This window comes from Streptomyces sp. bgisy027, assembly GCF_057710365.1.
The window spans coordinates 197,474-221,499 of the sequence record NZ_JBYIVZ010000002.1 but is presented as its reverse complement, the minus strand read 5'-3'; the positions used below and the strand labels follow the sequence as shown (position 1 = coordinate 221,499).

26 protein-coding genes and 1 pseudogene are annotated in these 24,026 nt (G+C 70.4%); 8 read left to right on the top strand and 19 right to left on the bottom strand.

Annotated elements, in window-relative coordinates; translation table 11 throughout:
• The first annotated feature begins 197 nt into the window (after nucleotides 1-197).
• Complete coding sequence (aroA, locus tag AC3ETA_RS03015) at nucleotides 198-1,442, top strand: 3-phosphoshikimate 1-carboxyvinyltransferase (protein WP_432191228.1); 1,245 nt, start codon at nucleotides 198-200, stop codon at nucleotides 1,440-1,442.
• On the opposite strand, the gene AC3ETA_RS03010 is transcribed toward aroA, so the two are convergent.
• Together AC3ETA_RS03010 and AC3ETA_RS03005 are read right to left on the bottom strand one after the other, a co-directional pair.
• The gene (locus tag AC3ETA_RS03010; protein ID WP_432191360.1) at nucleotides 1,439-2,101 is read right to left on the bottom strand and encodes an anti-sigma factor family protein; all 663 of its coding nucleotides are present in this window, start codon (nucleotides 2,099-2,101) and stop codon (nucleotides 1,439-1,441) included. The genes aroA and AC3ETA_RS03010 overlap by 4 nt on opposite strands.
• A 5-nt stretch (nucleotides 2,102-2,106) precedes the next feature.
• Nucleotides 2,107-2,682: an RNA polymerase sigma factor gene (locus tag AC3ETA_RS03005; RefSeq protein WP_432191359.1), complete on the bottom strand. Its 576-nt coding sequence runs from the start codon at nucleotides 2,680-2,682 to the stop codon at nucleotides 2,107-2,109.
• 172 nt (nucleotides 2,683-2,854) lie between these two features.
• On the opposite strand from AC3ETA_RS03005, the gene AC3ETA_RS03000 reads away from it, so the two are divergent.
• Together AC3ETA_RS03000 and AC3ETA_RS02995 are read left to right on the top strand one after the other, a co-directional pair.
• Nucleotides 2,855-3,325, top strand: a complete 471-nt coding sequence (locus tag AC3ETA_RS03000; RefSeq protein ID WP_432191227.1) for a plastocyanin/azurin family copper-binding protein — start codon at nucleotides 2,855-2,857, stop codon at nucleotides 3,323-3,325.
• On the top strand, nucleotides 3,315-3,728 hold the full coding sequence (locus AC3ETA_RS02995; RefSeq protein ID WP_432191226.1) for a hypothetical protein: 414 nt from the start codon (nucleotides 3,315-3,317) through the stop codon (nucleotides 3,726-3,728). Before AC3ETA_RS03000 ends, AC3ETA_RS02995 begins: the two co-directional genes overlap by 11 nt.
• Nucleotides 3,729-3,748: 20 nt before the next feature.
• Here the strand turns inward: AC3ETA_RS02995 and AC3ETA_RS02990 are convergent, their stop codons facing one another.
• From AC3ETA_RS02990 to AC3ETA_RS02980, 3 genes are all read right to left on the bottom strand, one after another.
• Nucleotides 3,749-4,549, bottom strand: a complete 801-nt coding sequence (locus AC3ETA_RS02990; RefSeq protein WP_432191225.1) for a sugar phosphate isomerase/epimerase family protein — start codon at nucleotides 4,547-4,549, stop codon at nucleotides 3,749-3,751.
• Nucleotides 4,550-4,626: 77 nt separating this feature from the next.
• Nucleotides 4,627-5,559, bottom strand: a complete 933-nt coding sequence (locus AC3ETA_RS02985; protein ID WP_432191224.1) for a bifunctional helix-turn-helix transcriptional regulator/GNAT family N-acetyltransferase — start codon at nucleotides 5,557-5,559, stop codon at nucleotides 4,627-4,629.
• A 115-nt stretch (nucleotides 5,560-5,674) separates the two neighbouring features.
• Entirely contained in the window at nucleotides 5,675-6,271 is a 597-nt protein-coding gene (locus tag AC3ETA_RS02980) for a dihydrofolate reductase family protein (protein WP_432191223.1), read from the bottom strand.
• A 53-nt stretch (nucleotides 6,272-6,324) separates the two neighbouring features.
• Between AC3ETA_RS02980 and AC3ETA_RS02975 the strand changes: the two are divergent.
• Together AC3ETA_RS02975 and AC3ETA_RS02970 are read left to right on the top strand one after the other, a co-directional pair.
• Nucleotides 6,325-6,819, top strand: a pseudogene (locus AC3ETA_RS02975) (DUF5753 domain-containing protein); the annotation flags it as partial.
• Complete coding sequence (locus tag AC3ETA_RS02970; protein WP_432191222.1) at nucleotides 6,806-7,030, top strand: DUF397 domain-containing protein; 225 nt, start codon at nucleotides 6,806-6,808, stop codon at nucleotides 7,028-7,030. The pseudogene AC3ETA_RS02975 and the gene AC3ETA_RS02970, both read left to right, overlap by 14 nt.
• Nucleotides 7,031-7,091: 61 nt before the next feature.
• Here AC3ETA_RS02970 and AC3ETA_RS02965 read toward each other — a convergent pair whose 3' ends face one another.
• The gene (locus AC3ETA_RS02965) at nucleotides 7,092-8,138 is read right to left on the bottom strand and encodes a LacI family DNA-binding transcriptional regulator (protein ID WP_432191221.1); all 1,047 of its coding nucleotides are present in this window, start codon (nucleotides 8,136-8,138) and stop codon (nucleotides 7,092-7,094) included.
• Between the two features lie 336 nt (nucleotides 8,139-8,474).
• Here AC3ETA_RS02965 and AC3ETA_RS02960 point away from each other — a divergent pair, with 336 nt between their 5' ends.
• The 3 genes from AC3ETA_RS02960 to AC3ETA_RS02950 are packed head-to-tail and all read left to right on the top strand — an operon-like array spanning nucleotide 8,475 to nucleotide 11,622.
• Nucleotides 8,475-9,632, top strand: coding sequence for a Gfo/Idh/MocA family protein (locus tag AC3ETA_RS02960; RefSeq protein ID WP_432191220.1), 1,158 nt, complete (start codon nucleotides 8,475-8,477; stop codon nucleotides 9,630-9,632).
• Nucleotides 9,629-10,780, top strand: a complete 1,152-nt coding sequence (locus AC3ETA_RS02955; protein ID WP_432191219.1) for a dihydrodipicolinate synthase family protein — start codon at nucleotides 9,629-9,631, stop codon at nucleotides 10,778-10,780. The genes AC3ETA_RS02960 and AC3ETA_RS02955 overlap by 4 nt, the downstream gene beginning before the upstream one ends.
• 35 nt (nucleotides 10,781-10,815) lie before the next feature.
• The gene (locus tag AC3ETA_RS02950; RefSeq protein WP_432191358.1) at nucleotides 10,816-11,622 is read left to right on the top strand and encodes a sugar phosphate isomerase/epimerase family protein; all 807 of its coding nucleotides are present in this window, start codon (nucleotides 10,816-10,818) and stop codon (nucleotides 11,620-11,622) included.
• A gap of 67 nt (nucleotides 11,623-11,689) precedes the next feature.
• On the opposite strand, the gene AC3ETA_RS02945 is transcribed toward AC3ETA_RS02950, so the two are convergent.
• The 13 genes from AC3ETA_RS02945 to AC3ETA_RS02885 form a co-directional block, all read right to left on the bottom strand.
• Nucleotides 11,690-12,214, bottom strand: coding sequence for a GNAT family N-acetyltransferase (locus tag AC3ETA_RS02945; RefSeq protein ID WP_432191218.1), 525 nt, complete (start codon nucleotides 12,212-12,214; stop codon nucleotides 11,690-11,692).
• A gap of 23 nt (nucleotides 12,215-12,237) precedes the next feature.
• Nucleotides 12,238-13,158: an ATP-grasp domain-containing protein gene (locus AC3ETA_RS02940; RefSeq protein WP_432191217.1), complete on the bottom strand. Its 921-nt coding sequence runs from the start codon at nucleotides 13,156-13,158 to the stop codon at nucleotides 12,238-12,240.
• Between the two features lie 257 nt (nucleotides 13,159-13,415).
• Nucleotides 13,416-14,141, bottom strand: a complete 726-nt coding sequence (locus AC3ETA_RS02935; RefSeq protein WP_432191216.1) for a hypothetical protein — start codon at nucleotides 14,139-14,141, stop codon at nucleotides 13,416-13,418.
• A 12-nt stretch (nucleotides 14,142-14,153) separates the two neighbouring features.
• Nucleotides 14,154-14,795, bottom strand: coding sequence for a hypothetical protein (locus tag AC3ETA_RS02930; RefSeq protein WP_432191215.1), 642 nt, complete (start codon nucleotides 14,793-14,795; stop codon nucleotides 14,154-14,156).
• Between the two features lie 19 nt (nucleotides 14,796-14,814).
• Nucleotides 14,815-15,588, bottom strand: coding sequence for an MBL fold metallo-hydrolase (locus AC3ETA_RS02925; protein WP_432191214.1), 774 nt, complete (start codon nucleotides 15,586-15,588; stop codon nucleotides 14,815-14,817).
• Between the two features lie 10 nt (nucleotides 15,589-15,598).
• Nucleotides 15,599-16,630 carry a hypothetical protein gene (locus tag AC3ETA_RS02920; RefSeq protein WP_432191213.1) on the bottom strand — a complete coding sequence of 344 codons (1,032 nt, stop codon included), beginning with the start codon at nucleotides 16,628-16,630 and terminating at the stop codon, nucleotides 15,599-15,601.
• 128 nt (nucleotides 16,631-16,758) lie between these two features.
• Complete coding sequence (locus AC3ETA_RS02915; RefSeq protein WP_432191212.1) at nucleotides 16,759-17,154, bottom strand: hypothetical protein; 396 nt, start codon at nucleotides 17,152-17,154, stop codon at nucleotides 16,759-16,761.
• A gap of 11 nt (nucleotides 17,155-17,165) precedes the next feature.
• The gene (locus AC3ETA_RS02910; protein WP_432191211.1) at nucleotides 17,166-17,582 is read right to left on the bottom strand and encodes an NUDIX hydrolase; all 417 of its coding nucleotides are present in this window, start codon (nucleotides 17,580-17,582) and stop codon (nucleotides 17,166-17,168) included.
• A 297-nt stretch (nucleotides 17,583-17,879) separates the two neighbouring features.
• On the bottom strand, nucleotides 17,880-18,269 hold the full coding sequence (gene rbsD / locus AC3ETA_RS02905) for a D-ribose pyranase (protein ID WP_126899806.1): 390 nt from the start codon (nucleotides 18,267-18,269) through the stop codon (nucleotides 17,880-17,882).
• Nucleotides 18,266-19,255: a ribokinase gene (locus tag AC3ETA_RS02900; RefSeq protein ID WP_432191210.1), complete on the bottom strand. Its 990-nt coding sequence runs from the start codon at nucleotides 19,253-19,255 to the stop codon at nucleotides 18,266-18,268. The genes rbsD and AC3ETA_RS02900 overlap by 4 nt, the downstream gene beginning before the upstream one ends.
• Before the next feature lie 122 nt (nucleotides 19,256-19,377).
• Nucleotides 19,378-21,333 (bottom strand): ABC transporter permease/substrate-binding protein, encoded by a 1,956-nt coding sequence (locus AC3ETA_RS02895; protein ID WP_432191209.1) that lies wholly within the window; start codon nucleotides 21,331-21,333, stop codon nucleotides 19,378-19,380.
• Entirely contained in the window at nucleotides 21,323-22,855 is a 1,533-nt protein-coding gene (locus tag AC3ETA_RS02890) for a sugar ABC transporter ATP-binding protein (protein WP_432191208.1), read from the bottom strand. The genes AC3ETA_RS02895 and AC3ETA_RS02890 overlap by 11 nt, the downstream gene beginning before the upstream one ends.
• The gene (locus AC3ETA_RS02885; RefSeq protein WP_432191207.1) at nucleotides 22,852-23,871 is read right to left on the bottom strand and encodes a LacI family DNA-binding transcriptional regulator; all 1,020 of its coding nucleotides are present in this window, start codon (nucleotides 23,869-23,871) and stop codon (nucleotides 22,852-22,854) included. Before AC3ETA_RS02885 ends, AC3ETA_RS02890 begins: the two co-directional genes overlap by 4 nt.
• Nucleotides 23,872-24,026 lie beyond the last annotated feature (155 nt).

Below are 24,026 nucleotides of genomic sequence, written 5' to 3'. Positions count from 1 at the left end.
GTGACTCTCCGGCAGCTTGCGTGTTGGACGAGCGGGCATGGGGCTGGGTTCCCCGCGACGGGCGGAAACGGCGAAGTCGGTGAGCGGGAGGCGGGCGTGACGGATGAGCAGACGGAAGGGCGACGGCCGGCGACCGGCACGGGTCCATCCCGTGGACGTCCGGGCACCCGCACGGCCGACCGGGCGATCATGGGCGCATGCCCGAAGTCGCCGTTCCCGGCTCCAAGTCCATCACCGCCCGCGCCCTGTTCCTGGCGGCCGCGGCCGACGGTGTCACCACCCTGCTGCGGCCGCTGCGCTCGGACGACACCGAGGGCTTCGCCGAGGGGCTGACCCGGCTCGGCCACCGGGTCGGCCGGACCCCGGACACCTGGCAGGTCGACGGCCGCCCGCAGGGCCCCGCGGCCGCCGAGGCGGACGTCTACTGCCGCGACGGCGCGACCACGGCCCGCTTCCTGCCCACGCTGGCCGCCGCCGGCCACGGCACCTACCGCTTCGACGCCTCGCCGCAGATGCGCCGCCGCCCGCTGCTCCCGCTGACCCGCGCCCTGCGCGACCTCGGCGTGGACCTGCGGCACGAGGAGCGGGAGGGCCACCACCCGCTGACCGTGCGGGCGGCCGGCGTCGTGGGCGGGCAGGTGACGCTGGACGCGGGGCAGTCGTCGCAGTACCTGACGGCGCTGCTGCTGCTCGGCCCGCTGACCCGCGAGGGACTGAGGATCACCGTCACCGACCTGGTCTCGGTGCCGTACGTCGAGATCACGATCGCGATGATGCGGGCCTTCGGCGTGGAGGTGCGCCGCGAGGGCGACACCTTCGTGGTCCCGCCCGGCGGCTACCGCGCCACGACGTACTCGGTGGAGCCGGACGCCTCGACCGCGAGCTACTTCTTCGCCGCGGCGGCCGTCACCGGCGGCGAGGTGACGGTGCCGGGCCTGGGCGAGGGCGCGCTCCAGGGCGACCTGGGCTTCGTCGAGGTGCTGCGGCGGATGGGCGCGCGGGTGACGGTCGGCCCGGACGCCACGACCGTCCGCGGCACCGGCGAACTGCGCGGCCTCACCGTCAACATGCGCGACATCTCCGACACCATGCCGACCCTCGCGGCCATCGCCCCCTTCGCGTCCGGCCCGGTGCGCATCGAGGACGTGGCGAACACCCGGGTCAAGGAGTGCGACCGCCTGGAGGCCTGCGCGGAGAACCTGCGCCGGCTCGGGGCGGACGTGGCGACGGGCCCGGACTGGATCGAGATCCGCCCCGGCGCACCCCTCGTCGGCGGCACGGACATCAAGTCCCACGGCGACCACCGCATCGTGATGTCCTTCGCGGTCACCGGGCTGCGGGTGCCCGGCATCTCCTTCGACGACCCCGGCTGCGTACGGAAGACCTTCCCCGGCTTCCACGAGGAGTTCGGGGCGCTGCGCGCACGCCTGGAATCGGCCTAGCCGGTCGGGAAGGACGCCGTGGCCAGGACGCTTCCGTCCGCGGCCACCAGGCGGGCGCCGGTGAGGGCCGCCGGGTCGGTTCCGGCGGGCGTCGCCCAGTAGCCGTAGCCGTCCTTGAGCGGGAACGAACCCGCCGGGACGGTCGATCCGTCGGCGTGCACGAGCAGACAGCGCACCGGGCCCCGGCCGGAGCCGTCGAGGTCGACGGACATGTACACCCAGCCCTCGTCGCCGGCGTGCGCGTAGATGCGGCCGACTTCGTGGCCTTCGGACATCAGGGACGCCTCGCGCAGGCTGTCGTGGGTCCGCTGGGCCGGCGGCGGTGGCGCGGCCTCGACCGCCGTGCCGACCGCCCAGCCGCCGAAGCCGCAGGCCAGGGCCGTCGCCACGGCGGCCGCCGCCAGCCGGAGCCGGTGCCTGCGGGGCCTGGGCGCGGGTGCGGCGCCCAGTGCCCGCACGACGCGGCTCTCGAAGCCGACCGGCGGTTCGGCGCCCGGCAGCAGGGCGAGGAGACCGTCGCCGACCGTGGTCAGCCGCTCGATGTGCTCCCGGCAGTCCGGGCAGCGGTCCAGATGCGCGACCGCCTCGGCCCGCTCGCGAGCGGGCAGGACCCCGAGCGCCAGCTCGGCGTCCAGCTCCCGCAGCCGCTCGCACTCCATGCCGCTCACCGCTTCTCCGCCGCGTCGAGGAGGGCCCGTACCTTGAGCGTCCCGGTCCGGATCCGGGTCTTCGCCGTGCCCAGCGGAACGCCCTCGCAGTCCGCGACCTCCCGCGCCGTCATCCCGTAGATCCCGGCCATCACCAGGGCCCGCGCCTGCTCCCGGGGCAGCTCCGCGACGGCCCGCCGCACCCGCTCCGCGCTGTCGTCGGCGAGGGCCCGACGCTCCGGTGTCTCGGTGACGATGCCGAGCAGGGCGTCCAGGTCCTCCGGGGCGACGGGGCCGGCCCGCCGGGCCCGTACCGCGTCGATGGCCAGATTGTGCGCGATGGCCGTCAGCCAGGCCCGTACCGAACCGCGCCGGGGGTCGTACACCTGCGCGTGGCGCCAAGCCCGCTCGAAGGTCTCCTGGGCGACGTCCTCGGCGAGCTGCGGGTCGCCCAGGACGCTCACGGCGACGCCGAAGACCGTGCGCTGGAACCGGCGCACGAACGCGACGGCGAGTTCGGGATCGCCCGTCGTCAGGCCGGAGAGGAGTGCCTCGTCGGGGACCCGCCCGAGGGAAAGGCCCTTGCGCCACATATCAGGGATACGTTCCGTCGCCCGGAAGGGATTGCCGTACGTGATGTGCGGATGTGCGGATGTGCGGATGTGCCGTGGGTCCATTCTCCGCCCGCGCCATTCCGCGGGGCCTCAATCCCTCGGTCCGGGAGCGCCGTACCCCTTGCGGGGGGACGTTCCGGAGGACCGACTCATGACCATCCCGCACATCCGAAACCGCGTGCTCCTCGGCGTGGCCGCCGGGGGCCTGGCCGCCGTCCTCGCCGCCTGCGGAGGCGGCGGCAACGGCAGCAGCAGTGGCGACAGCAGCAGCGACAACAGCACCGGCTCCGGCTCCGGTACCCAGGTCACCGCGGAGATGACCGACTTCCACATCGACCTCTCGACGCAGAAGTTCCAGCCCGGCGAGCACATCTTCACCGTGCACAACAAGGGCGGGCACACGCACGGCCTGCAGATCGAGGGCCCCGGCGGCGAGAACCGCAGCAAGGACATCGAGCCGGGGCAGTCCACGACCCTCACGGTGAACCTGAAGTCCGGCTCCTACGAGGTCTACTGCCCGGTCGACGGACACAAGGACCTCGGCATGAAGACCGAGATCACCGTCGGCGGAGCCCCGGCACCGTCGACCGACGGCAACGCCTCTCCCGGCAATGGCTACTGAGGGCGCCGCCGTCCGGCTCGTCCTGCGGCTGGCCGGGGCCGGGCTGACGGCGACGATGGCCGCGATCCATCTGCGGCTGTGGGCCGGGGGCTACCGGGACCTCGCCACCATCGGGCCGCTCTTCCTGCTCAACGGCGTCGTCGGCATCCTGCTCGCACTGGCCCTGCTGGTGGCGCCCCTGCGCCTGCTCGGCTTCGTCGCGGCGGGCACCGCGCTGTTCACGGCCGGCACGCTGGGCGCGCTGTTCCTGAGCCTCAACGCGATCCTGTTCGGATTCGGCGAGTCGATCGACGCGGAGCTGGTCCGTCCGACCCTGTACGTCGAGACGGCCGGCGTGGTCGTGCTGACCGCCCTGGCGGTGACCGCGTTCGGCCACGCCCACCGCCACCGGAACCGCCGCTAGGGGACGCCCCTCTCCGGCTTCTAGGCCGACTCGTTCAACAGCCGCGACAGGTGCTCCCGCCCCGCGCCGAGCAGCTCGGGCAGCGGGGGCACGTCCTCGTACCAGCGCTTCTCGTACTCCCAGCACAGCCAGCCGTCCCAGCTGTGGCGGGAGAGGACCTCCACGCACTCGGCGAGCGGCAGCACCCCGGCACCGAGCGGCACCGGGGTCGTGTCGTCGGCGGAGGCGATGTCCTTGACCTGGACGTAGCCGAGGTACGGCGACAGGGCCGCGTAGCTCTCCGTGGGCTGCTCGCCGGCCAGCCAGGTGTGCATGACGTCCCAGAGCGAGCCGACGTGCCGGTGGCCGACCAGACCGAGCACCCGGATCGCGTCGCCGGCGGCGCGGTGCGAGTCGTGGGTCTCCAGCAGGATCCGTACGCCCATGTCGGCGGCGTACTCCGCGGCCGTGCCCAGCCGCCGCGCGGCGATCGCGTCCGCCGACTCACGGCTCTGCTCGGGATCGGCGCCCGGGAAGACCCGGACGAAGGGCGTGCCGAGATCGTGGGCCAGATCGATGAGCCTGCGGACCTCCTCGATCACCGGCCCGTCGTCACCCGGCGCGGCGACCCGGGCATACCCGGCGATCCCCACCGGCTCGATCCCGGCGGCCTTGAACTCGGCCGCCACATCGGCCCGTTCCCCGGGCCCGAGCCCCGGATGCACCGGCTCCTCCGGATGCGCACGCAACTCGACCCCGTGATACCCGTGCACACTCGCAAGCCGCAGCACGTCGGGGAGGGGGAGACCGGGGACGCCGAGGGTGGAGAACGCCAGTTTCATGCCTCCACCTTGCCAGGGAAACGGAGGGACGCCCATCCGGCCGGGCGTTCGGGAGCCGTATGCCCGGATCCTCGGCCTCACTCCGTCGTGCCGTGCAGGTCCAGACGCCAGTCCTGGCCCGTCAGGTCCTTGCCGAAGGAGCGGTGGGGTTTCTCGGCGGCCAGGACGAAGCCGTGGCGCTGGTAGATGCGGCGGGCCGCGGACAGGACGTCGTTGGTCCACAGCACCAGGTCGCGGTAGCCGACGCCGCGGGCGAAGTCGACGACGGCCGTCACGAGGCGGTCGCCGATGCCCAGGCCGCGGGCGTCGGGCTCGACCAGCAGCAGGCGCAGCCGGGCCGTGGCGGGGGCCTCGTCGCGGACGCACATCACGCAGCCCACCGGGCGGCCGTCCAGCTCGGCGATCCACACCCGCTCCAGGTGGGGGTCGTGGTCCTCGGCGAAGTCGGCGACGATCCTCGCGACCAGCCCCTCGTAGTCGGCGTTCCAGCCGTACTCCGCCGCGTACAGGGCCGCGTTGCGCTGCACGATCCAGCCGAGGTCGCCGGGGCCGGGCTCGCGCAGCAGGACGTCCTCGCGGCGGGGAGGGCGACCCTCGGACAGGATCGTGCGGACGGTCGTCATCGCCTCGGCGAGGCGGGGCCGTTCGGCGGCCGGCACGGTCGACAGCAGTGCGCCGACCGATTCGCTCGCCCGCTCCTCCAGCAGCTTGCCGGTCTCCCGGCCGCGCGCGGTGAGCGTGACGCGCCGGCGCCGCGGGTCCTGCTGCGAGGGGGTGCGCTCGATCAGCCCGTCCTGCTCGAACTTGTTCAGGATCCGGCTCAGATATCCCGCGTCCAGCGAGAGCTCGGTGCGCAGATCGGCCGCGTCGGTACGCGGGGAGTGCGCGAGCTCGTACAGGACGCGGGACTCGGTGAGGGTGTACGGCGCGTAGAGGTGGCGGCTGTAGTCGAGGGCGCCGATGACGTTCGTGTAGAAGCGGTTGAAGGCGCGGATGTCGTGGACGCTCATGATCGTCGACCCCGGTGGACTCCGTGGCGAGGCGTGTCGCCGATGTTTGACTCAGTCAGAGATTCCGTCGGTTCGAGCGTAGGACGCCCGCGCCCTCGCGGCTACCCCTCGGCCGTCATCCCTCCGCGGCCGGCCGGAACACGCACACCTGCGCCCCGGTCTTCGCGGTGGTCGTGGAGACGAGTTCCAGCGGACGCCTGCCGCCGTCGGCCGGGAAGATCGACTTTCCGCCGCCGAGCAGCACCGGCATCACGATGAGCTGCAGCTCGTCGACCAGACCCTCCTGGATGAGGGTGCGTACGAGGGTGGGGCTGCCCATCATCGCCAGGTCGCCGCCCTCGGCCGCGCGCAGCTCCCGCACCCGGGCGACGGCGTCGGCACCGGGGATCAGGGTGGTGTTGTTCCAGGTCAGATCGGCGTCGGTGAGGGTGCCGGAGACGACGTACTTCTTGATCGAGTTCATCCGGTCGGCGAAGGGGTCCCCGGCCCGCTCCGGCCACGCCCCCGCCATGGTCTGCCAGGTACGACGCCCGAAGAGCAGCGCGTCGGCGCTCCGCATCCCCGCGTCGAAGGCACCGCCGAGGACCTCGGCGTCGAAGTACGGGTGCGACCAGCCGCCGTGCGCGAACCCGCCGTCGGTGTCCTCCTCGGGGCCACCGGGGGCCTGGACGACGCCGTCGAGGCTGATGAACTCGGTGATCACGATGCGCATGGGGCTCACTCCTGGGTATCGGTTGTATCGGGCGTGCGGTGTGCCGCCGAGGTGTTAAGACCGACGACTACGCGCGTGCCGTGTTCCGCGCCTACCGGTCGAACCACACCGCAGAGGAACTTGACGAAGCCGTTGTCATTCGAACAAGGCGTGCCCGGATTCTCGATGGGCCGTTGCAACCGGTCATCTGGACGCTGCTGGACGAGTGTGTGCTCAGGCGACGCGTCGGCGGCCCGCAGGTCATGGCGGAACAACTCCACAAGATCGCGGACTTGGCCGAGGCGGGACGGTTGCGCCTGCATGTGCTGCCGTACGGCGTGGGCGCACACGCGCTCCAGCAGAGCTATCTCACCCTCATGAGCTTTGAGGACTCTGCCCCCGTGGCCTACGTCGAAGCCTTTCTCACCGGCCATTTGATGGACGATCCGGCGCTGGTGACCGCCAGTCAGACCGCCTACGCTCTTGCGCTGAGCGACGCGTTGTCGCAGCAGCAGTCACTGGCCCTCGTCCGGGCGGCAGCAGAGGATCACGCGCATGGTGAGCAGTGAGCACACGGTCTCCGACTCGTCCACCCTCACCGGGTGGTACAAGTCCAGCTACAGCGGCGGCGACCAGGGGGACTGCCTTGAGGTCGCCCGAGGCCACGACACCGTCCCCGTCCGCGACAGCAAGGCCATACCCGGCCCCGCACTGCTCTTCTCGGCGGACGGCTGGGCCTCGTTCGTCGACGCGGTGAAGGCGGACCGCATAGGCGCCTGAGCCGCGGGGCCCGGCGTCCACCGTGTGGCGGACACCGGCCCGTGAGGGACGGCGTCCGCCCCTACCTCCTGGGACCCCCGGAAGACCCCCGGACCATCAACTCGCCCCGAATCGTCGCGATCCCCCCGGGCGGCGGCTCCTCCCGCCCCATCGCGATCCGCCCGGCCCGCGCCCCCGCCTCCGACAGCGGCAGCCTCACCGTCGTCAGCGAAGGCACCGCGTCGATGCTGAACGGCAGATCGTCGAAGCCGGCCACCGAGACGTCCTCGGGGATGCGCAGACCGGAGTCCCGCAGGGCCGCGCACGCGCCCAGGGCGACCGAGTCGTTGGCCGCGACCACCGCCGTCAGGGACGGGTCCCGGCGCAGCAGTTCCAGCGTGGCCTCGTAGCCGGACTGGCGGTCGTAGCGGCCGTGGACGGTCCAGCCGGTGTCCTCCTCGATGCCGTGCGCCTCCAGCGCGGCCCGGTGGCCCTCCAGGCGGTGCCGGGTCGTGGTGCGCTCCTCCGGGCCCGCGATGTAGCCCAGCCGCCGGTGGCCCAGGCCGATCAGGTGCTCGGTCAGCTCGCGTCCGCCGCCGCGGTTGTCGAAGGTCAGCGCGATCGCACCGGTGTCCGGGGCCGGCGGCCGCCCGCACAGCACCACCCGTGTCCCGGCCTCCGCCAGCTTGCGCAGCTTCGCCGCGACCGCCGCCGCGTGCGGGGCGTTCTCCATGGCGCCGCCGGTCAGGACCACCGCCGCCGCCCGCTGACGCTGGAGCAGGGTCAGATAGGTCAGTTCGCGCTCCGGCGACCCCCCGGTGTTGCAGACGACCGCCAGCCGCTCGCCGCCCGCCCGGCCGCCCGGACCCCCGATCTCCGACTGGATCGCGCTCGCCATGATCCCGAAGAAGGGGTCGGCGATGTCGTTGACCAGGATGCCGACCAGGTCGGAGGTGGCGGCGGCGAGCGCGCTCGCGGGACCGTTCAGCACGTAGTCCAGCTCGTCCACCGCGCGCAGCACCCGCTCGCGGGTGGAGGCCGCCACGGGATAGTTCCCGTTCAGCACGCGCGACACCGTCGCGGGCGAGACCTGGGCGCGGGCCGCCACGTCCGCAAGGGTCACCGTCATCTCGTCGTCCTCCGGTCGCGCATCTCGTCGTACCACCTGTCGTACGTGAGTGGTCACCACGTGTTCACGGACAGGTCCTGCCCCCTCGTAGACAGGCCATCCGCGACCACGGTTCCGTGTATGTCGAGCAGACCTTAAGGCCAACAACCCCGGTTGTTCGTCCCCTCGAACAACTCAACCCCGTCACGGTCTTGTCTGCACCGCTGCTCAGAGGCTAGCTTCTCATCAGATAGAAAGCGCTTGCTGTGACGCTTGGCAGGGAAAGGCGCACGCGGCGCGCACAACCGTGTACGAGGCGCGCACGAACGTTGCGCACGACGACTGGAAGGGAACGACGTGACACGCAAGACGGTGCGTATCGCCATGAACGGCGTGACCGGGCGCATGGGCTACCGCCAGCACCTGGTCCGCTCCATCCTGGCCATCCGCGAGCAGGGCGGCCTCGACCTGGGCGACGGCACCCTGCTGTGGCCGGAGCCGGTCCTGGTCGGCCGCCGCGAGCACGCCCTGAAGGCGCTCGCCGAGCAGCACGGACTGGACGCGGCGAACATCTCGACGGACGTCGACGCGGTCCTCGCCGACCCTTCCGTCGAGATCTACTTCGACGCCCAGGTCACCTCCGCCCGCGAGGAGGCGATCAGGAAGGCGATCGCCGCCGGCAAGCACATCTACACCGAGAAGCCCACGGCCACCGGTCTGCAGGGCGCACTGGAGCTGGCCCGCCTGGCCGACGCGGCCGGCATCAAGCACGGCGTCGTCCAGGACAAGCTCTTCCTCCCCGGCCTGCTCAAGCTCAAGCGCCTCATCGACGGCGGCTTCTTCGGCCGGATCCTGTCCGTGCGCGGCGAGTTCGGCTACTGGGTCTTCGAGGGCGACTGGCAGAGCGCGCAGCGCCCGTCCTGGAACTACCGCGCCGAGGACGGCGGCGGCATCGTCGTCGACATGTTCCCGCACTGGGAGTACGTGCTGCACGAGCTCTTCGGGCGCGTGAAGTCCGTCCAGGCCATCGCCACCACCCACATCCCGCAGCGCTGGGACGAGAACGACAAGCCCTACGACGCCACCGCCGACGACGCCGCCTACGGCATCTTCGAACTCGACGGCGGCGCCGTCGCGCAGATCAACTCGTCCTGGGCCGTGCGCGTCAACCGCGACGAGCTCGTCGAGTTCCAGGTCGACGGCACCGAGGGCTCGGCCGTCGCGGGCCTGCGCAACTGCCGTGTCCAGCACCGCAGCACGACGCCCAAGCCGGTGTGGAACCCCGACATCCCGGCCGGCTACTCCTTCCGCGACCAGTGGCAGGAGATCCCGGACAACGAGGAGTTCGACAACGGCTTCAAGGCGCAGTGGGAGCTGTTCCTGCGGCACGTCCACGCCGACGCCCCCTACCACTGGGACCTCCTCGCCGGCGCCCGCGGCGTCCAGCTCGCCGAACTGGGCCTGAAGTCCTCGGCCGAGGGCCGCCGTATCGACGTACCGGAGATCCAGCCGTGACGATCCGACTGCCCGACCTGCGGGGCGGCCTGCGGGCGTACGAGCCGCGCGCCGAGCCCCTCGCGCTCACCCCGGGCGCGCCCCTCACCTCCCGTACGGTCTTCTCGGCGGCGCACGTCGTCGCCGACCCGTACGCCGACACGAGCCCCGACGCGCCCGCCGCCGTCGACTGGGACGCCACGCTCGCCTTCCGCCGCCATCTGTGGTCCCACGGGCTCGGGGTCGCCGAGGCCATGGACACCGCCCAGCGCGGGATGGGCCTGGACTGGGCGGGCGCGGCCGAGCTGATCCGCCGCAGCGCCGCCGAGGCGACGTCGGTGGGCGGGCGGATCGCCTGCGGGGTCGGCACCGACCAGATCGCCGCCGGGTCCCTCGGGGAGGTCCGGGCCGCCTACGAGGAGCAGCTCGCGGTGGTTGAGGAGTCGGGCGCCCAGGCGATCCTGATGGCCTCCCGGGCGCTGTGCGCCGTGGCCTCAGGGCCCGAGGACCATCTGGAGGTCTACGGCCATCTGCTGCGCCAGGCCCGCGAGCCGGTGATCCTGCACTGGCTCGGCCCGATGTTCGACCCGGCGCTGGAGGGCTACTGGGGCTCGTCCGACCTGGACACGGCCACGGACACCTTCCTGGAGGTCATCGCCGCGCACCCCGACAAGGTGGACGGCATCAAGGTGTCGCTGCTGGACGCCGCGCGGGAGATCGACATCCGCCGCCGGCTCCCGCAGGGCGTGCGCTGCTACACCGGCGACGACTTCAACTACCCCGAGCTGATCGCCGGCGACGAGAAGGGCTTCAGCCACGCCCTGCTCGGCATCTTCGACCCGCTGGGCCCGCTGGCCGCCGAGGCCGTCCGGGTCCTGGACACGGGGGACGTGGCCGGGTTCCGGGAGCTGCTGGACCCGACGGTCGAGCTCTCCCGCCACCTCTTCCAGGCCCCGACCCGCTTCTACAAGACGGGCGTGGTCTTCCTGGCCTGGCTGGCCGGCCACCAGAGCCACTTCACCATGGTCGGCGGCCTGCAGTCGGCCCGTTCCCTCCCGCACTTCGCCCGCGCCTACGAACTGGCCGACCGACTGGGCCTGTTCCCGGACCCGAAGCAGGCCGAGGAACGGATGAGGAACCTGCTCGCCCTGTACGGAGTGGCCCAGTGAACACCGGCGATCTCTCCCGCTTCTCCATCAACCAGATGACGGTCAGGCAGCTGTCGATGCCCGAACTCGTCGAGGAATGCGGTCGGCTGGGCATCGGCAACGTCGGCCTGTGGCGCGAGCCCGTGCGGTCGTACGGCCTGGCGGCGACGGCCGAGCTGGTCCGCGACGCGGGCCTGACGGTCACCACCCTGTGCCGCGGCGGCTTCCTCACCGCGATCGAACCGGACGAGCGGGCGAAGGCGCTCGACGACAACCGGCTGGCCGTCGACGAGGCGGCCACGCTGGGCACCGACGTCCTGGTGCTGGTCTCCGGCGGACTGCCCGCCGGGTCCAGGGACCTGCACGGGGCGCGGGAGCGGATCGCCGACGCGCTCGGCGAGCTCGGCCCCTACGCCGAGGAGCGGGGCGTGAAACTGGCCATCGAGCCGCTGCACCCGATGTACGCCGCCGACCGCTGCGTGGTGTCGACCCTGGCCCAGGCCCTCGACCTCGCGGAACGCTTCCCGGCCCACCAGGTCGGCGTCACGGTGGACACGTACCACATCTGGTGGGACGACATGGCTCCGGCGCAGATCGCCCGGGCGGGCGCGGGCGGCCGTATCCACACCTTCCAGCTCGCCGACTGGACGACCCCGCTCCCCGAGGGCGTGCTCACCGGACGCGGGCAGATCGGCGACGGGGCGATCGACATGCGGGAGTGGAAGGGGTACGTCGAGGCGGCCGGGTACGACGGCGCCATCGAGGTCGAGCTCTTCAACGACGGACTGTGGGCCCGGGACGGCCGGGAGGTGCTGGCGGAGACGGCCCGGCGTTTCGTGGAGCACACCAGTGATCCGGCCTGACTCACGCTCGATGCGCTGTCCCGCAGATCTGGGCATCGAGCGTGGCGGATGGTCGGTTCACCGGGTCTCAGTCGGATGTGAAGGAGGGTGTGGCTGAGTAGCGGGCGAGTACTGGGCCGGCGTCCGCAGCGCAGCTGTGGCCGATGATCACAAAGCCATGCGCGAGGTGCCAGACAAGGCCAGGCCGGGCGTCGGCGTCGACGGATAGGGGAGTTCCCTGTCCGAGGATCTCGACGCTGACGGCCGCAGCGTCCCTGCCGCATGCGGCAAGGCGGTGTGCATAGAGCATGCCGCCGATTCCCTTGCCGCGGAACTCCGGCAGAATTTCTGAGGAGCACAAGTAAACGCTCGTGGTGTGGGTCTTCCTTCCCTCCAGGCTCACGTACTCGTGTCGATGCCTCTCGTGCCAGGATGTGCAGCCGATCACCTGATCCCGGTACAGGGCGCAGAGATAGGTCTGCCCGAAGGCGGGGCGGCGGATGGCGCGTATGTGGGCAAGGCTGTCCAGGGTGGCCCGATCCGCGAACGAAATGAATGCGGCCATCCGTCGGTGGTCGAGTCGCTCTATGCGAACGTCCGTCTTCTCGATCAAGAGTCCCCCAAGCCCCCGGAGGCTCAACGCTCGACCTGCCAACCGGCGCGGAAGCGGGCGCTTTTGAACTCCTCGAGCATGGGCCTGCCTGGCATCAACTGCGGCACGTTCATGCCCCAATTCGGGTTGCCCTCCAGGAGGACGGGCCCGCGGTCAGACAGTCCCACGTCCCAGCCAATCGATCCGACGCAGGGAAACAGATCGTGTGCCTCGATGCACATACGTCGCGCGGTCCTCGCCCGGGACGGCGGAAGTACGTAGGAACATCGGCCCCTGTTCGCGCCCCACGCGTCCAGCCCGTCCTCGCACGAACCGTCGTCGTGGACCAAGTGGGCGGTACCGCCCTGTCTTCGGTTGGCCGCTATCGTTCCCGGGGCACCTCGGAACAGGACCATTCCCATGGCTTCCGTACCTTCCCGGAGCCGGGAAGTGACAACCCGCAGGGTCGGCAGAGCGGTGTCGCCCTCCCGAGCGAACCACTCCTCCGGGCGGAGCAGTTCCTCGGCCACAAGTCGGCCTGAGAGAAGGAGGTCCCGCAGTTCAGGTCTTCCGCCGCCCGGCCCGTCCACCGCCCGTGCGGCCCATACCGAGTCTCCCTGCAGGCCGTATCGATCCTTCAGCATCCAATGCGTTCCGAGAGGGACTTTCGCGTCGAAGAACTCCAGCATGCCGCGCGTCATGCCTCCGGTGTGGGTGACAGACCACACCATCGCCCCTGGGCCGAGAGAGGTCTGGTACGGAACCCTGATTCCGGCGGCGGTAAGCCGACGGTTGCACTCCGCCTTGTCGTTGACGAGTGCGGCCGCCACGGCGCAGTTGTTCCAATCGCGGTACTCGGTGCGACGTGCTCGCGGTACCACTCCGTGCAATGCCGCCAAATTCCGTCCGCCGCACTTGCCGAGCGCCGCGATGTCACGGCTGTCGCAGCTGGTGCGCAGTGCCATGAACAGGGCGTCGAGAAGCGGATGGTTCTGCCTGATCGCCTGCCGGTGGCGCCACACGTCCGTGGCGCCTCTCGCCCCGTATACGACGGAGCGCAATGCCCGGGCGGTAGGTCCCGCGCCGGTCGTCGCGACCAGGGCGGTTCCCCATGTCAGGCGTGGGGCGTTGGCTGCCGTCAGCTGCCTGCGATGCAGCCCGCACACGAACCGTGCGGCGAGCTTCGAGGGCAATGGACGAACCGGGGCCGACAGAGCACTGGTCAATGTGCCCCCTCACGCGACCGCTCCACGTCCGACCAACTGCGCAATACAGGATTCCTGACCGTCCGTGATGTAGCGGCCTGGAACTCCGCTACCGCACGGGAGACGGGGTTCGAACCAGTCGGCATCTTCCCGGCGTCCAAAAATTCGCGGAGCTGGGCCAGGGCGGCGCTGTCCAGGCCGGATCGGACGAACGCCTCGTAGTTCAGGCGGAGGAAGCCGGCCGGGTTGCCCACCACAAGGTGGCCTATGCCCACAGTGCGGGTTACCACGGCTGCCATGCCCGCGAAGGACCAGTGGCCCATCACCGTGCGGGGGTGCAGGGAACTTCCGATGCCCAGGCCACTCCAGTCGAGCATGATGCTGTGTCCCCCCACCGTGCAGTGGACCGACAGAGTGACGTGGGAGCCGATCCACGAGTCATGTGCGAGCAGGCTTCCCGCGCCCACGGAGCTGTTGTCGCCCAGGGCAGTATTCCTGTCGACCGGAGCGTGCATGACGGAGTGCTCGCCGAAGTAATTGCCGGATCCGATGCTGACCATGCCGGTTCTTCGGCGCGTGGCGCGCTGCCGATGCGCCTGTCGACACCGCCCCCCAATGACCGAATAGGCACCGAAGAAGTTGTCGTCCCCTATGACCGCCGGGCCGTGGATCACCACGCCGTGCTGGAATGTGTTTCCCCGACCCATTGTGACGTCGCCGATTGTCGTCGGCTCCTTGACCATGGCAGCCGCCTCTCACCAATCGGGCATGTCCAGGGCTTTGCGTACGCCACCGGTGCACATTCTGATCAGCTCGATCGTGTCCTCGCTCAGCGCGGGCTTCAGGCAGGGTTCGGAGCGTCGCCATTCGGTGACGATCTCGCCGTAGCCGTCCCTGCGCGCGTGATTGGGTAACTGCTCATAGGACCAGAGCGAGACATCCCAGCCGACCGCGCGCAGTGCCAGGTATTCCTCGGCGATCTTCCGCCAGCGTTCGGCATAGAAGACGGCGTACCAGGAGTCAGGACCGCCGTACTGTTCGGCGATGTCCCCGTGCCGACGGGGGTCGCACATGGAGCGGTAGGCCGCTGCGGGTTCGCGCAGGAGAAAGACGACGCGCCGTGGCGTGGTGTGCCGTAGAAGTTGCTGCTCCGCCCAGGTACTCAGTACGGCGGTTGTTGCCGAGGTCGCGGCCAGGCGGTCGAGGTACTGCTGGATGCCCGCCAGTCCGGTGGCGTCCAGGGCGAACCCGTCGGTCCGCCGCGTGAACTCCTCTCGCTGCGCGGCACGCCCTTGTTTCACCCAGTAACGATGGTGAATGATGTCCGGCTTGTTGTGAACGGTCAGGCCGGCCCGCGCCAAAGCATGTCTCAGATAGGTCGAGCCTGATCCGCCCATGCTGCAAAAGATCACTGGGTCAGACGAGTTCAAAGCGATCACCGTCCGAGAGAATGTGAACTTCCGCCCGACACCCGTCGAAGGCGCCGAGTACCGCGTCGTTCTCCGACGGTGGAAATCCGATGTGTGTCAGGAGTACGGACTGCAGCGACTCGCGTTTACGCACCAGTTCGGCGATGTCAACTGCTCCTGCATGCCCGGCGTTTCCGGCTACGCCGCCGCCACAGTCGACGACGAGCATCCGCGCAGAATCGTCCACCGCGCTCAGCAGACGGCTGTCACAGATGGCGTCGCCCGAGAACACCGTGTCGCCTACCCGATAGCCGAGGGCCTCTGTGCCCGCGTGCGTGACGGGAAAAGCGATGACCGGCAGTCCTGCGGCACCCTCGATTTCACCGGAGCGGTCCGCATCGGCCGGCCTCCAGTCGATGCGGGGGGCGTTGCGCCGTTCCTCCAGTCCGAAGGGGGTGAGCAGCGACCTGGCGATACGGATCGTTTCCGGTGTGCCATGGACCGTGAGCGACTCCTGCCGGAAGAGGCCCAGCATCCACAGGGAGTGGATGAGGCTGGGCAGGCCGTAGATGTGGTCGACATGGCCGTGGGTCAGGTACAGATGGCGAAGGGCCCCTGGGTCGAGGCCCCGGTGCAGGATCTGGTGCGTGGGGCTGCCACTGCAGTCGATCGCCAACAACGCGTCGCTCGCCTCGATGAGATACGAGGAGTTGGCTCGTAGTGCGCTCGGCTTGGCCGAACCGCTCCCCAGTACATGCAATGTGCGTCGTTCTTCGTTCACTTACGTCCTCTCATCCTTCCTCTTCGAGTTCCTGCCAGTTGCGCACACTGGAATTGCGCTCGGCGAACAGGCGCTCGATGTCCAGTGACTGGCGACCTGCTTCCACCGCTTCGCGGAGTGCCTTGACGCGTTTTCGGATGCTCCGCCGTTCCAGGCCGCCCCGGAAGATCGGGGTCATGGTGTGCAGAAGTACCGGATCACGGACCGCGGCGGCGTACTCGTACGCCACGCGCGGTTCTACGCCGCCGGTCAGCGCCGGCAGGCTGGCCTTACTGGTGTTTCTCGTGCTCAACAGCGGCATGATGGCTTCGTAGAGTGTTCCGCTGCGTAGGGCGGGGATGCTCAGCAGCCCTATGTTGACGACGTCCCCGCCCATGGCATGGATCATCGAGGCATAGGCGGCCTGGCTCCAGGACGTACGGCCCGAGGGGTACGAGGTCAGGGTGTACGCGAAGATGGGCACATTCCAGGTCCGCAGGTACTCGAAGACGGAGAATCCCATTGCTACCGGGCACATACGGATGCCCACTGTGACGTTTGGGACCGTTGGTTGCAGCGTCGTGGCGATCTTCTCGACCAGCCGGACTGCGTACTCCAGCCGGCTCGTCGCGTTGAAGAAAAGAGCTACAGGGCGGCCCGTAGTTGCTTCCTCCGCCACGGCGGCAGCGCGTGCGGTCAATTCCTGGTCTGTCACATTCAGACTGAGGTCGGTGACCACCTGTACGCCGGCTTTTACCAGGGCGCGGCTCACCTCGTCCCACGACTGACGGGCTGCCGTCTTCGGCACGGGCACCGAGAGCCAGGGGGCGGGAGCGGCGGAGCCATCCAGGAGGCCGGTTCCGTGGACCGGACCGGGGAAGAACGTGTCGTTGCGGAGGCAGCTGAATGCGCTGAGCGTCACGCTTCTGATGGCGGGATCGCGGAAACTTGTGCCGCCGAGTACTGCGACCAGTCCCGCCGAGCCGCGCTCTGCCACGCCGATGGAACTCAGTTCGAGGTCGACGCTCAGGGACAAACGCAAGTCGTCCGGTGTGGTGCTCACGCGGTACGTCATGTCGACTTCCGCCTGGCTGTCGGTCCGGTGGGCAAGGAGTCCTGCCCGGACGGCTGCCACGACCCGGTCCACATGTGAGGACGGGGCGAGGACGAGGTCGTACTCGAGCCGTAACGTCATGCCGGGTCGAGGGGGCCGATGAGTGCCCAGAGCACTGCGGCTGCCGTGGTCACGTTGAGTGCCACCGCCCATGAGCCCAGACTGGTGTAATGCGCTGCGGCGGTCGCGACGACGAACGCGGCGAGCGCGAACGCCGCCGCGAATTGGAACCGTACTGTGCGACGCCACATGCGCGCGTTTCCCTTCGGGGTCGTGGATCTCGTCGACGTACGCAACGTGGCAAGGGCCACGAAGACTGTGGTAGCCGTGCCGTCAAACTGCGAGAGCAGCCCCATGACCGTGGTGTCGTGACTGATCGACAACCGTTCGGTCGCCTCGTGAACCGCGAGGGTCGCCAGGATCATCAGCAGTACGGGCACCCACAACACGCGCGCGTAGAACGTGATACGCACCTCCTGCCGCGCTAATAGGACCGGACGAAAGGGCCGTTGGCGTCCAGAGCGTCGCTGACCCTGAGAACCCGCAGCGGTGGCATGACTGCGCAGGCCTGCCGCGGGGTCATCCACACGACGTCCGAAGCTTCGTCCGAGACACGCGGCTCGCCCTCCACTACCTCACAGAGGAAGGCCATGGATATCGTCCGGCGAGAAATGTTCTTGTAGACCCCGGTCAGTTTCACGGGACGGACGGTGACGCCGGTCTCCTCCAGGACCTCGCGGACAAGTCCCCGCTCCAGCCCTTCGCCGACTTCTAGTAGCCCTCCCGGCGGCACCCAGGTGCCGTCGTCCACCCGCTTGATCGCGAGGAGGCGGCCATCGTCCTTCAGAACGATGCCGGTGACGCTGACGGCATGAAGTGGTAACACGAGATCGGATTCCACAGCGCCCCCCGATGGTCGTGAGGCATTTTAGCTAGCTGTGACGTGCGTCCTGCAAGACATGAGGCACCTCACCCGGTGGCGAACGCTGACGTCGACAGTTCCCTGCCCACCCGCAGAAAGAATCTTGGCAAGGCGTACAACCCTCCCCCCACCTCGCCGGTCGTACTTGGCATCAGGACTCTTGGAGGGGGATCCGGGGGGATCGCGGGGGTTCTGACAGGAGGGGAAAACCCGAGGGGCTCGGTCTGCAGACCGAGCCCCTCGAAACGTCTCCGGGCCGTGGTATCGGCCGTGGTGTCAGAAGAAGACGCCGCAGCGCAGCAGCACATTCGCGTACGGCCGTGCCTCGCCGGTGCGGACGATCAGCCGCGCCCCGGCCGACAGCTCCTTGAGCCGCTCGTGCGGGACCAGCTCCAGCTCGGGGAACTCGCCCTCCAGCAGGGCGGCCGCCGCGGGGTTGGCGTCCCGGACCTCCTTCGCGGCCGTCGCGCCCTCCACCACCAGCTCGGCCAGCAGCCCGTCCAGCACCTCGGCGAACGAGGGCACCCCGGCGCGGAAGGCCAGGTCCACGACCCGGGGACCGTCGGGTATCGGCATGCCCGCGTCGCAGACCAGGACGCCGTCGCCGTGGCCCAGCTCGGCGAGGGCGCCGGCGAGATGGCGGTTCAGGATGCCGGCGCGCTTCACCGAACCTCGTCTCGCGACGGCATACCGGCGGCGCTGCCCGACCCTCTGCCGTCTGTCCGGGGGGCGTCCCCCGGATCGGCACAGCGCAGGGCGTCGACCTCCGCCGCCGTCGGGAAGGACACCTGCGCGCCCTGCCGGGTCACGGCCACCGCACCGACCCGGGCCGCGTACGCCGCCGCCTCCGGGAGGGACGCGCCGGTGCCGAGCCGCCAGGCCAGCGCCGCCGTGAACGCGTCGCCCGCGCCCGTCGTGTCCACCGCGTCCACCTTGACGGCCGGGATCCGGGCCGTGCCCTGCGCGGAAGCCACCAGCGCGCCCTCGGCACCGAGCGTCACGACCACCGAACGCGGGCCCCTGGCCAGCAGGATCCGCGCCCAGTCCTCGGGGGTGTCGCCCACCGCCAAGTCGCCGAGGATCACCTTTGCCTCGTGCTCGTTCACGATCAGCGGGTCGCAGGCCGCCAGCACCTCGGTGGGCAGCGGGCGCGGCGGCGAGGGGTTCAGGACGAACCGGCTGCCCTCCGCGAGGCTGCGGACCACTTCGACGACCGTCTCCAGCGGGATCTCCAGCTGCGCCGACACCACCCGCGACGCCTGGAAGAGGCTCGCGGCGGCGTGGACGTCGCCCGGGGTGAGCCGGCCGTTCGCGCCCGGCGACACCACGATGCTGTTGTCCCCGGACGGGTCCACCGTGATCAGTGCGACGCCGGTCGGCGCGCCGCCGACGAGGACGCCCACCGTGTCGACGCCGGACTCCCGCTGCGAGTCCAGCAGCAGCCGGCCGTGCGCGTCGTCGCCGACGCGGGCCAGCAGCGCCGTGCGGGCGCCGAGCCGGGCGGCCGCCACCGCCTGGTTCGCACCCTTGCCGCCCGGGTGGACGGCCAGATCGGAGCCGAGCACGGTCTCGCCGGCACCCGGCCGGCGCTCGACACCGATCACCAGGTCGGCGTTGGCCGACCCTACGACCAGGAGGTCGTAGTCGTACATGAGATCGCTCCCCTGATAGTCCCCGTGGTGACGTGCGGCGGGCGGCCGCCCCCAGGTCCATGCTCCTGCAACGACCGCCCGTCCGTTCGCCGTTCGCCGATGTCGGCGGACACCGGCCGATGTCAGCCGCTGAAGCCCGCCACGTTCTCCTTCGTGACCACCTTCACCGGCACCTTCACCGTCTGCTGGACGGGCTCGCCGTCGAGCGCCTTCAGCGCGTTGTCCACGGCGATCCGGCCGAGCTGGGTCGGCTGCTGGGCGACGGACGCGTACAGCGAGCCGCCCTCCACCGCCTTCAGGCCGTCCGGCGTGCCGTCGAAGCCGACCACCGAGACCGACTTGCCGGCCTTGGAGCCCAGCGCCTTGATCGCGCCGAGCGCCATCTCGTCGTTGGCGGCGATGACGCCCTGCACGTCCGGGTGCGCCTGGAGCAGGTTCGACATCACGTCGAGGCCCTTGGTGCGGTCGAAGTCGGCGGGCTGCTGGGCGACGACCCGGATGCCGGGGAAGGCCTTGAGGCCGTTCGCGAATCCCTGGGCGCGCTCGCGGGCGGCGGACGTACCGGCCTGGCCCTGGAGGATCACGATCTTGCCCTTGCCGCCGAGCTTCTCGGCGATCGACTTGGCGGCGAGCTCACCGCCGGCGACGTTGTCGGAGGCGACCAGGGCCGCCGTCTTCGCGTTGTTGACCCCCCGGTCGACGGCGATCACCGGGATGTCCGCCTTGTCGGCGGCCTTCACGGAGTTGCTCGCCGCGTCCGAGTCCACCGGGTTGACGATGATCGCGCCGACGCCGGAACTGGTGAAGTTCTGCAGCTGGTTGGCCTGCTGCGAGGCGTCGTTCTGGGCGTCCGTGACGGTCAGGTCCACGCCCTGCTTCTTCGCCTCGGCCTCGGCGCCCGCCCGGATCTGCACGAAGAAGGGGTTGTTGAGGGTCGACAGGGACAGGCCCACCTTCCGGTCGGCCGACGAGGAGGAGCCGTTGTGCAGGAAAGAGGTCGCGCCGACGATCGCCACGGTGACGACCGCCGCGAGCGCGTACGTCCCGGCCTGCTTGCCCTTGCCGCCACCCGCACCCGTGCCCGCGGCCACCGGGGTGGCGCCGGCCTTGCGGCGCAGCGTGTCGAAGAGCACCGCCAGCGCGATCACGACGCCGATGACGACCTGCTGCCAGAAGGCGGACACGTTCAGCAGGTTCAGGCCGTTGCGCAGCACCGCGAGGATCAGCGCGCCGATCAGGGTGCCGGACGCCTTGCCGGTGCCGCCCGCGAGCGAGGCGCCGCCGATGACGACCGCGGCGATCGCGTCCAGCTCGTAGCCGTCGGCGGCCTGGGGCTGCGCGGAGGACAGCCGCGAGGCCAGCACGATGCCGGCGACGGCGGCGAACACGCCGGACAGGGCGTAGATGGCGAGTTTCTGCTTCTTCACCCGCAGGCCGGACAGGCGCGCGGCCTCCTCGTTGCCGCCGATCGCGTACATCGAGCGGCCGATGTAGGTCCGGCCGAGCACGAAGGCGGCGATCAGACCCATCACGATCATCACCAGGACCGGCACCGGCAGCCAGCCGCCGAGCGTGTCGCCGAGGTGCGAGACCGAGTCGGGGAAGGGGATCGGGGAGCCCTCGGAGATCACCAGCGACAGACCGCGGGCCACCGAGAGCATGGCGAGCGTCGCGATGAACGGCGGGAGCTTGCCGTAGGCGATGAGGAAGCCGTTGACGAGTCCGGCCGCGATGCCGGTCGCGACGGCCAGCAGCACCGCTATGAAGACCGGTACGCCGTGCGAGGTCGCGGTCCAGGCGAGGACGGTGGCCGACAGGGCCGCCACCGAGCCGACCGACAGGTCGATGCCCGCCGAGACGATGACGAAGGTGACGCCGAAGGCGAGGACGGCGGTCACGGCCGCCTGGACGCCGACGTTGAGCAGGTTGTCGGTGGTCAGGAAGTCGCCTGACAGCGCCGACATGGCGATGACGAGGACGATCAGCGCGGTGAGCGCGCCGTTCTCCAGCAGCAGGCGGCGCAGTCCGCCGGCGGCGCCACCGGCGCCCGGTGTCCTCTTGAGCGTGTCAGTGGCCACGAGCGGCCTCCTTGCCGGTCTTGAAGTCGGTGGTGGGGTTGCTGACGGCGAGTGCCATCACGGAGTCCTGGGTCGCCTCGTCGGCGGAGAGTTCGCCCGCGATACGGCCCTGGGCCATCACCAGCACGCGGTCGCTCATGCCGAGCACCTCCGGCAGATCGCTGGAGATCATCAGTACGGCCGCGCCGGCGGCGGTGAGTTCATTGATCAGCTGGTAGATCTCGACCTTGGCGCCGACGTCGATGCCGCGCGTCGGCTCGTCGAGGATCAGCACCTTGGTGTTCGCCAGCAGCCACTTGCCGATGACGACCTTCTGCTGGTTGCCGCCGGACAGGGTGCGCACATGCTGGCCGAGCCCGGCCATCCGCACGCCCAGCTGCCCCGCGATCCTCGCGGCCGCCTCCCGCTGAGCCCTGAGGTCGACGAGCCCCGCGCGTGTGGCGGCCCGCATGGTCACCAGGCCGAGGTTCTCCTCCACGGACTGGTCGAGCACCAGGCCCTGGCCCTTGCGGTCCTCCGGGATCAGTCCGATGCCGGCCGCCATGGCGGCGACCACGTCGTGCCCCTTCAGGGCCGCACCGGCGACCTTGACGGCGCCCTTGTCGTACGGGTCCGCCCCGAACACCGCGCGCACCACCTCGGTGCGTCCGGCGCCGACGAGCCCGGCGATGCCGACGACCTCACCGGCGTGCACCTCGAAGCCGACGTCGTGGAAGACGCCGTCGCGGGTCAGGCCCTCGACCGTGAGCAACGCGGCGCCCTTGTCGGCCCGTTCACGCGGGTACTGCTGCTCGATCGAACGGCCCACCATCAGCCGCACGAGCTCGGCCTCCGGTGTGGCGGCGGGGACCTGCCCGACGCTCTTGCCGTCCCGGACGACCGTGACCCGGTCGCCCAGCGCGGCGATCTCCTCCAGGTGATGGGTGATGAAGACGATCCCGACGCCGTCCTCGCGCAGCCTGCGCACGATCGCGAAGAGCTTCTCCACCTCCTCGGAGGTGAGCACCGCGGTCGGCTCGTCCATGATCAGAACGCGCGCGTCCAGGCTGAGTGCCTTGGCGATCTCGACCATCTGGAGCCGTGCGATGCCGAGTTCACGCACCCGAGCGCGGGGCGACACATGGACACCGACCCGCTTCAGCAGGACCTCGGCGTCGGCCTCCATCCGCTTCCGGTCGATCATCCCGAAGCGGCGCGGCTGGCGGCCCAGGAAGATGTTCTCGGCGACCGTGAGGTCGGGCACCAGGTTGAACTCCTGGTAGATGGTGGCGATCCCGAGGCGCTCGGAGTCCTGCGCACCGTGGATGCGCCTCTCCTCGCCGCCGACCAGGATCCGCCCGGCGTCGGGCGTATAGGCACCGGACAGCATCTTGATGAGGGTGCTCTTGCCGGCGCCGTTCTCACCGAGGAGGACGTGCACCTCCCCGCGGCGCAGGTCGAAGTCGACGCCGTCCAGCGCGACCACGCCCGGGAAGGTCTTCCGGATGCCCTCGATGCGCAGCAACTCGTCCTGGTTGCTCACGACGTGCTCCTTTGCACTGAAGTGGGGTTCGCGCCGCAGGAGCGGCGCACGACGAGACGGGCGGGCAGGGTGACGGACTCGCCGGGCCGTCCCTCGATGCGGTCCACCAGGGCCCGCACGGCGGCCCGGCCCAGTTCGCCCGTCGGCTGGGCGACCGCGGTGATCGGCGGATCGGTGTGCACGAACCAGCGGATGTCGTCGAACGCCGCGAGCGCGATGTCGTCCGGGATGCGCAGGCCACGCGCGCGTACGGCGTCCAGGGCGCCGAGCGCCATCAGGTTGTCGGCCGCGAAGACGACCTCGGGCGGCACGGGCAGGTCGAGGAAGCCCTCGGTGACCCGCCGGCCGCTCTCGGCCTGGAAGTCGCCCTGTCCTGTGTAGGCGTCGGGGAGTTCGAGGCCGTACGTGGCGAGCGCCTCCCGGAACGCCTCGACACGTTCACGCCCGGTCGTGGTCGCCGCGGGCCCCGCGATGATCGCGAGCCGCCGGTGCCCGAGCCCGTGCAGATGCGCCACCAGGTCCCGTACGGCGGTCCGTCCGTCCGCCCGCACCACCGGCACGTCCACGCCCGGGATCCACCGGTCCACGAACACCATCGGCGTCCCCGCGCGGACCGCGTCCAGCATCAGCGGGGAGCCGCCGTCGGTGGGGGAGACGAGGAGGCCGTCGATACGGCGGTCCAGCAGGTTCCGTACGTGATGGTCCTGGAGGTCGGGCCGCTCGTCGGCGTTGCCGATGATGACGCTGTAGCCGAGCGCGCGGGCCTCCTCCTCGACGGAGCGGGCCAGTTCGGTGAAGTAGGGGTTCATCACGTCGCTGATGACCAGGCCGAGGGTGTGGGTCTGGTCGGTGCGCAGAGAGCGGGCGACGGCGTTCGGGCGGTAGCCCAGGTTCTGGACGGCGGCCAGCACGCGTGCGCGTGCCTCGGCACTGACCGACGGATGGTCGTTCAGGACTCGCGAGACCGTGGCGACGGAAACCCCCGCCTCGGCAGCGACGTCCTTGATGCTCGCCATCGCCGCTCCACCTCCTTGTGGAACTCGGAATTCATGGAATCGATTACATCGACCTGCATGAGGGATTGGAATCGATTACACGGGGCGAGGGCAAGGGGGTGGAGGGTGGCCGAAACTCAATCGTGACCGGAAGGGCGGCCCGGGGCGGTCCCGGG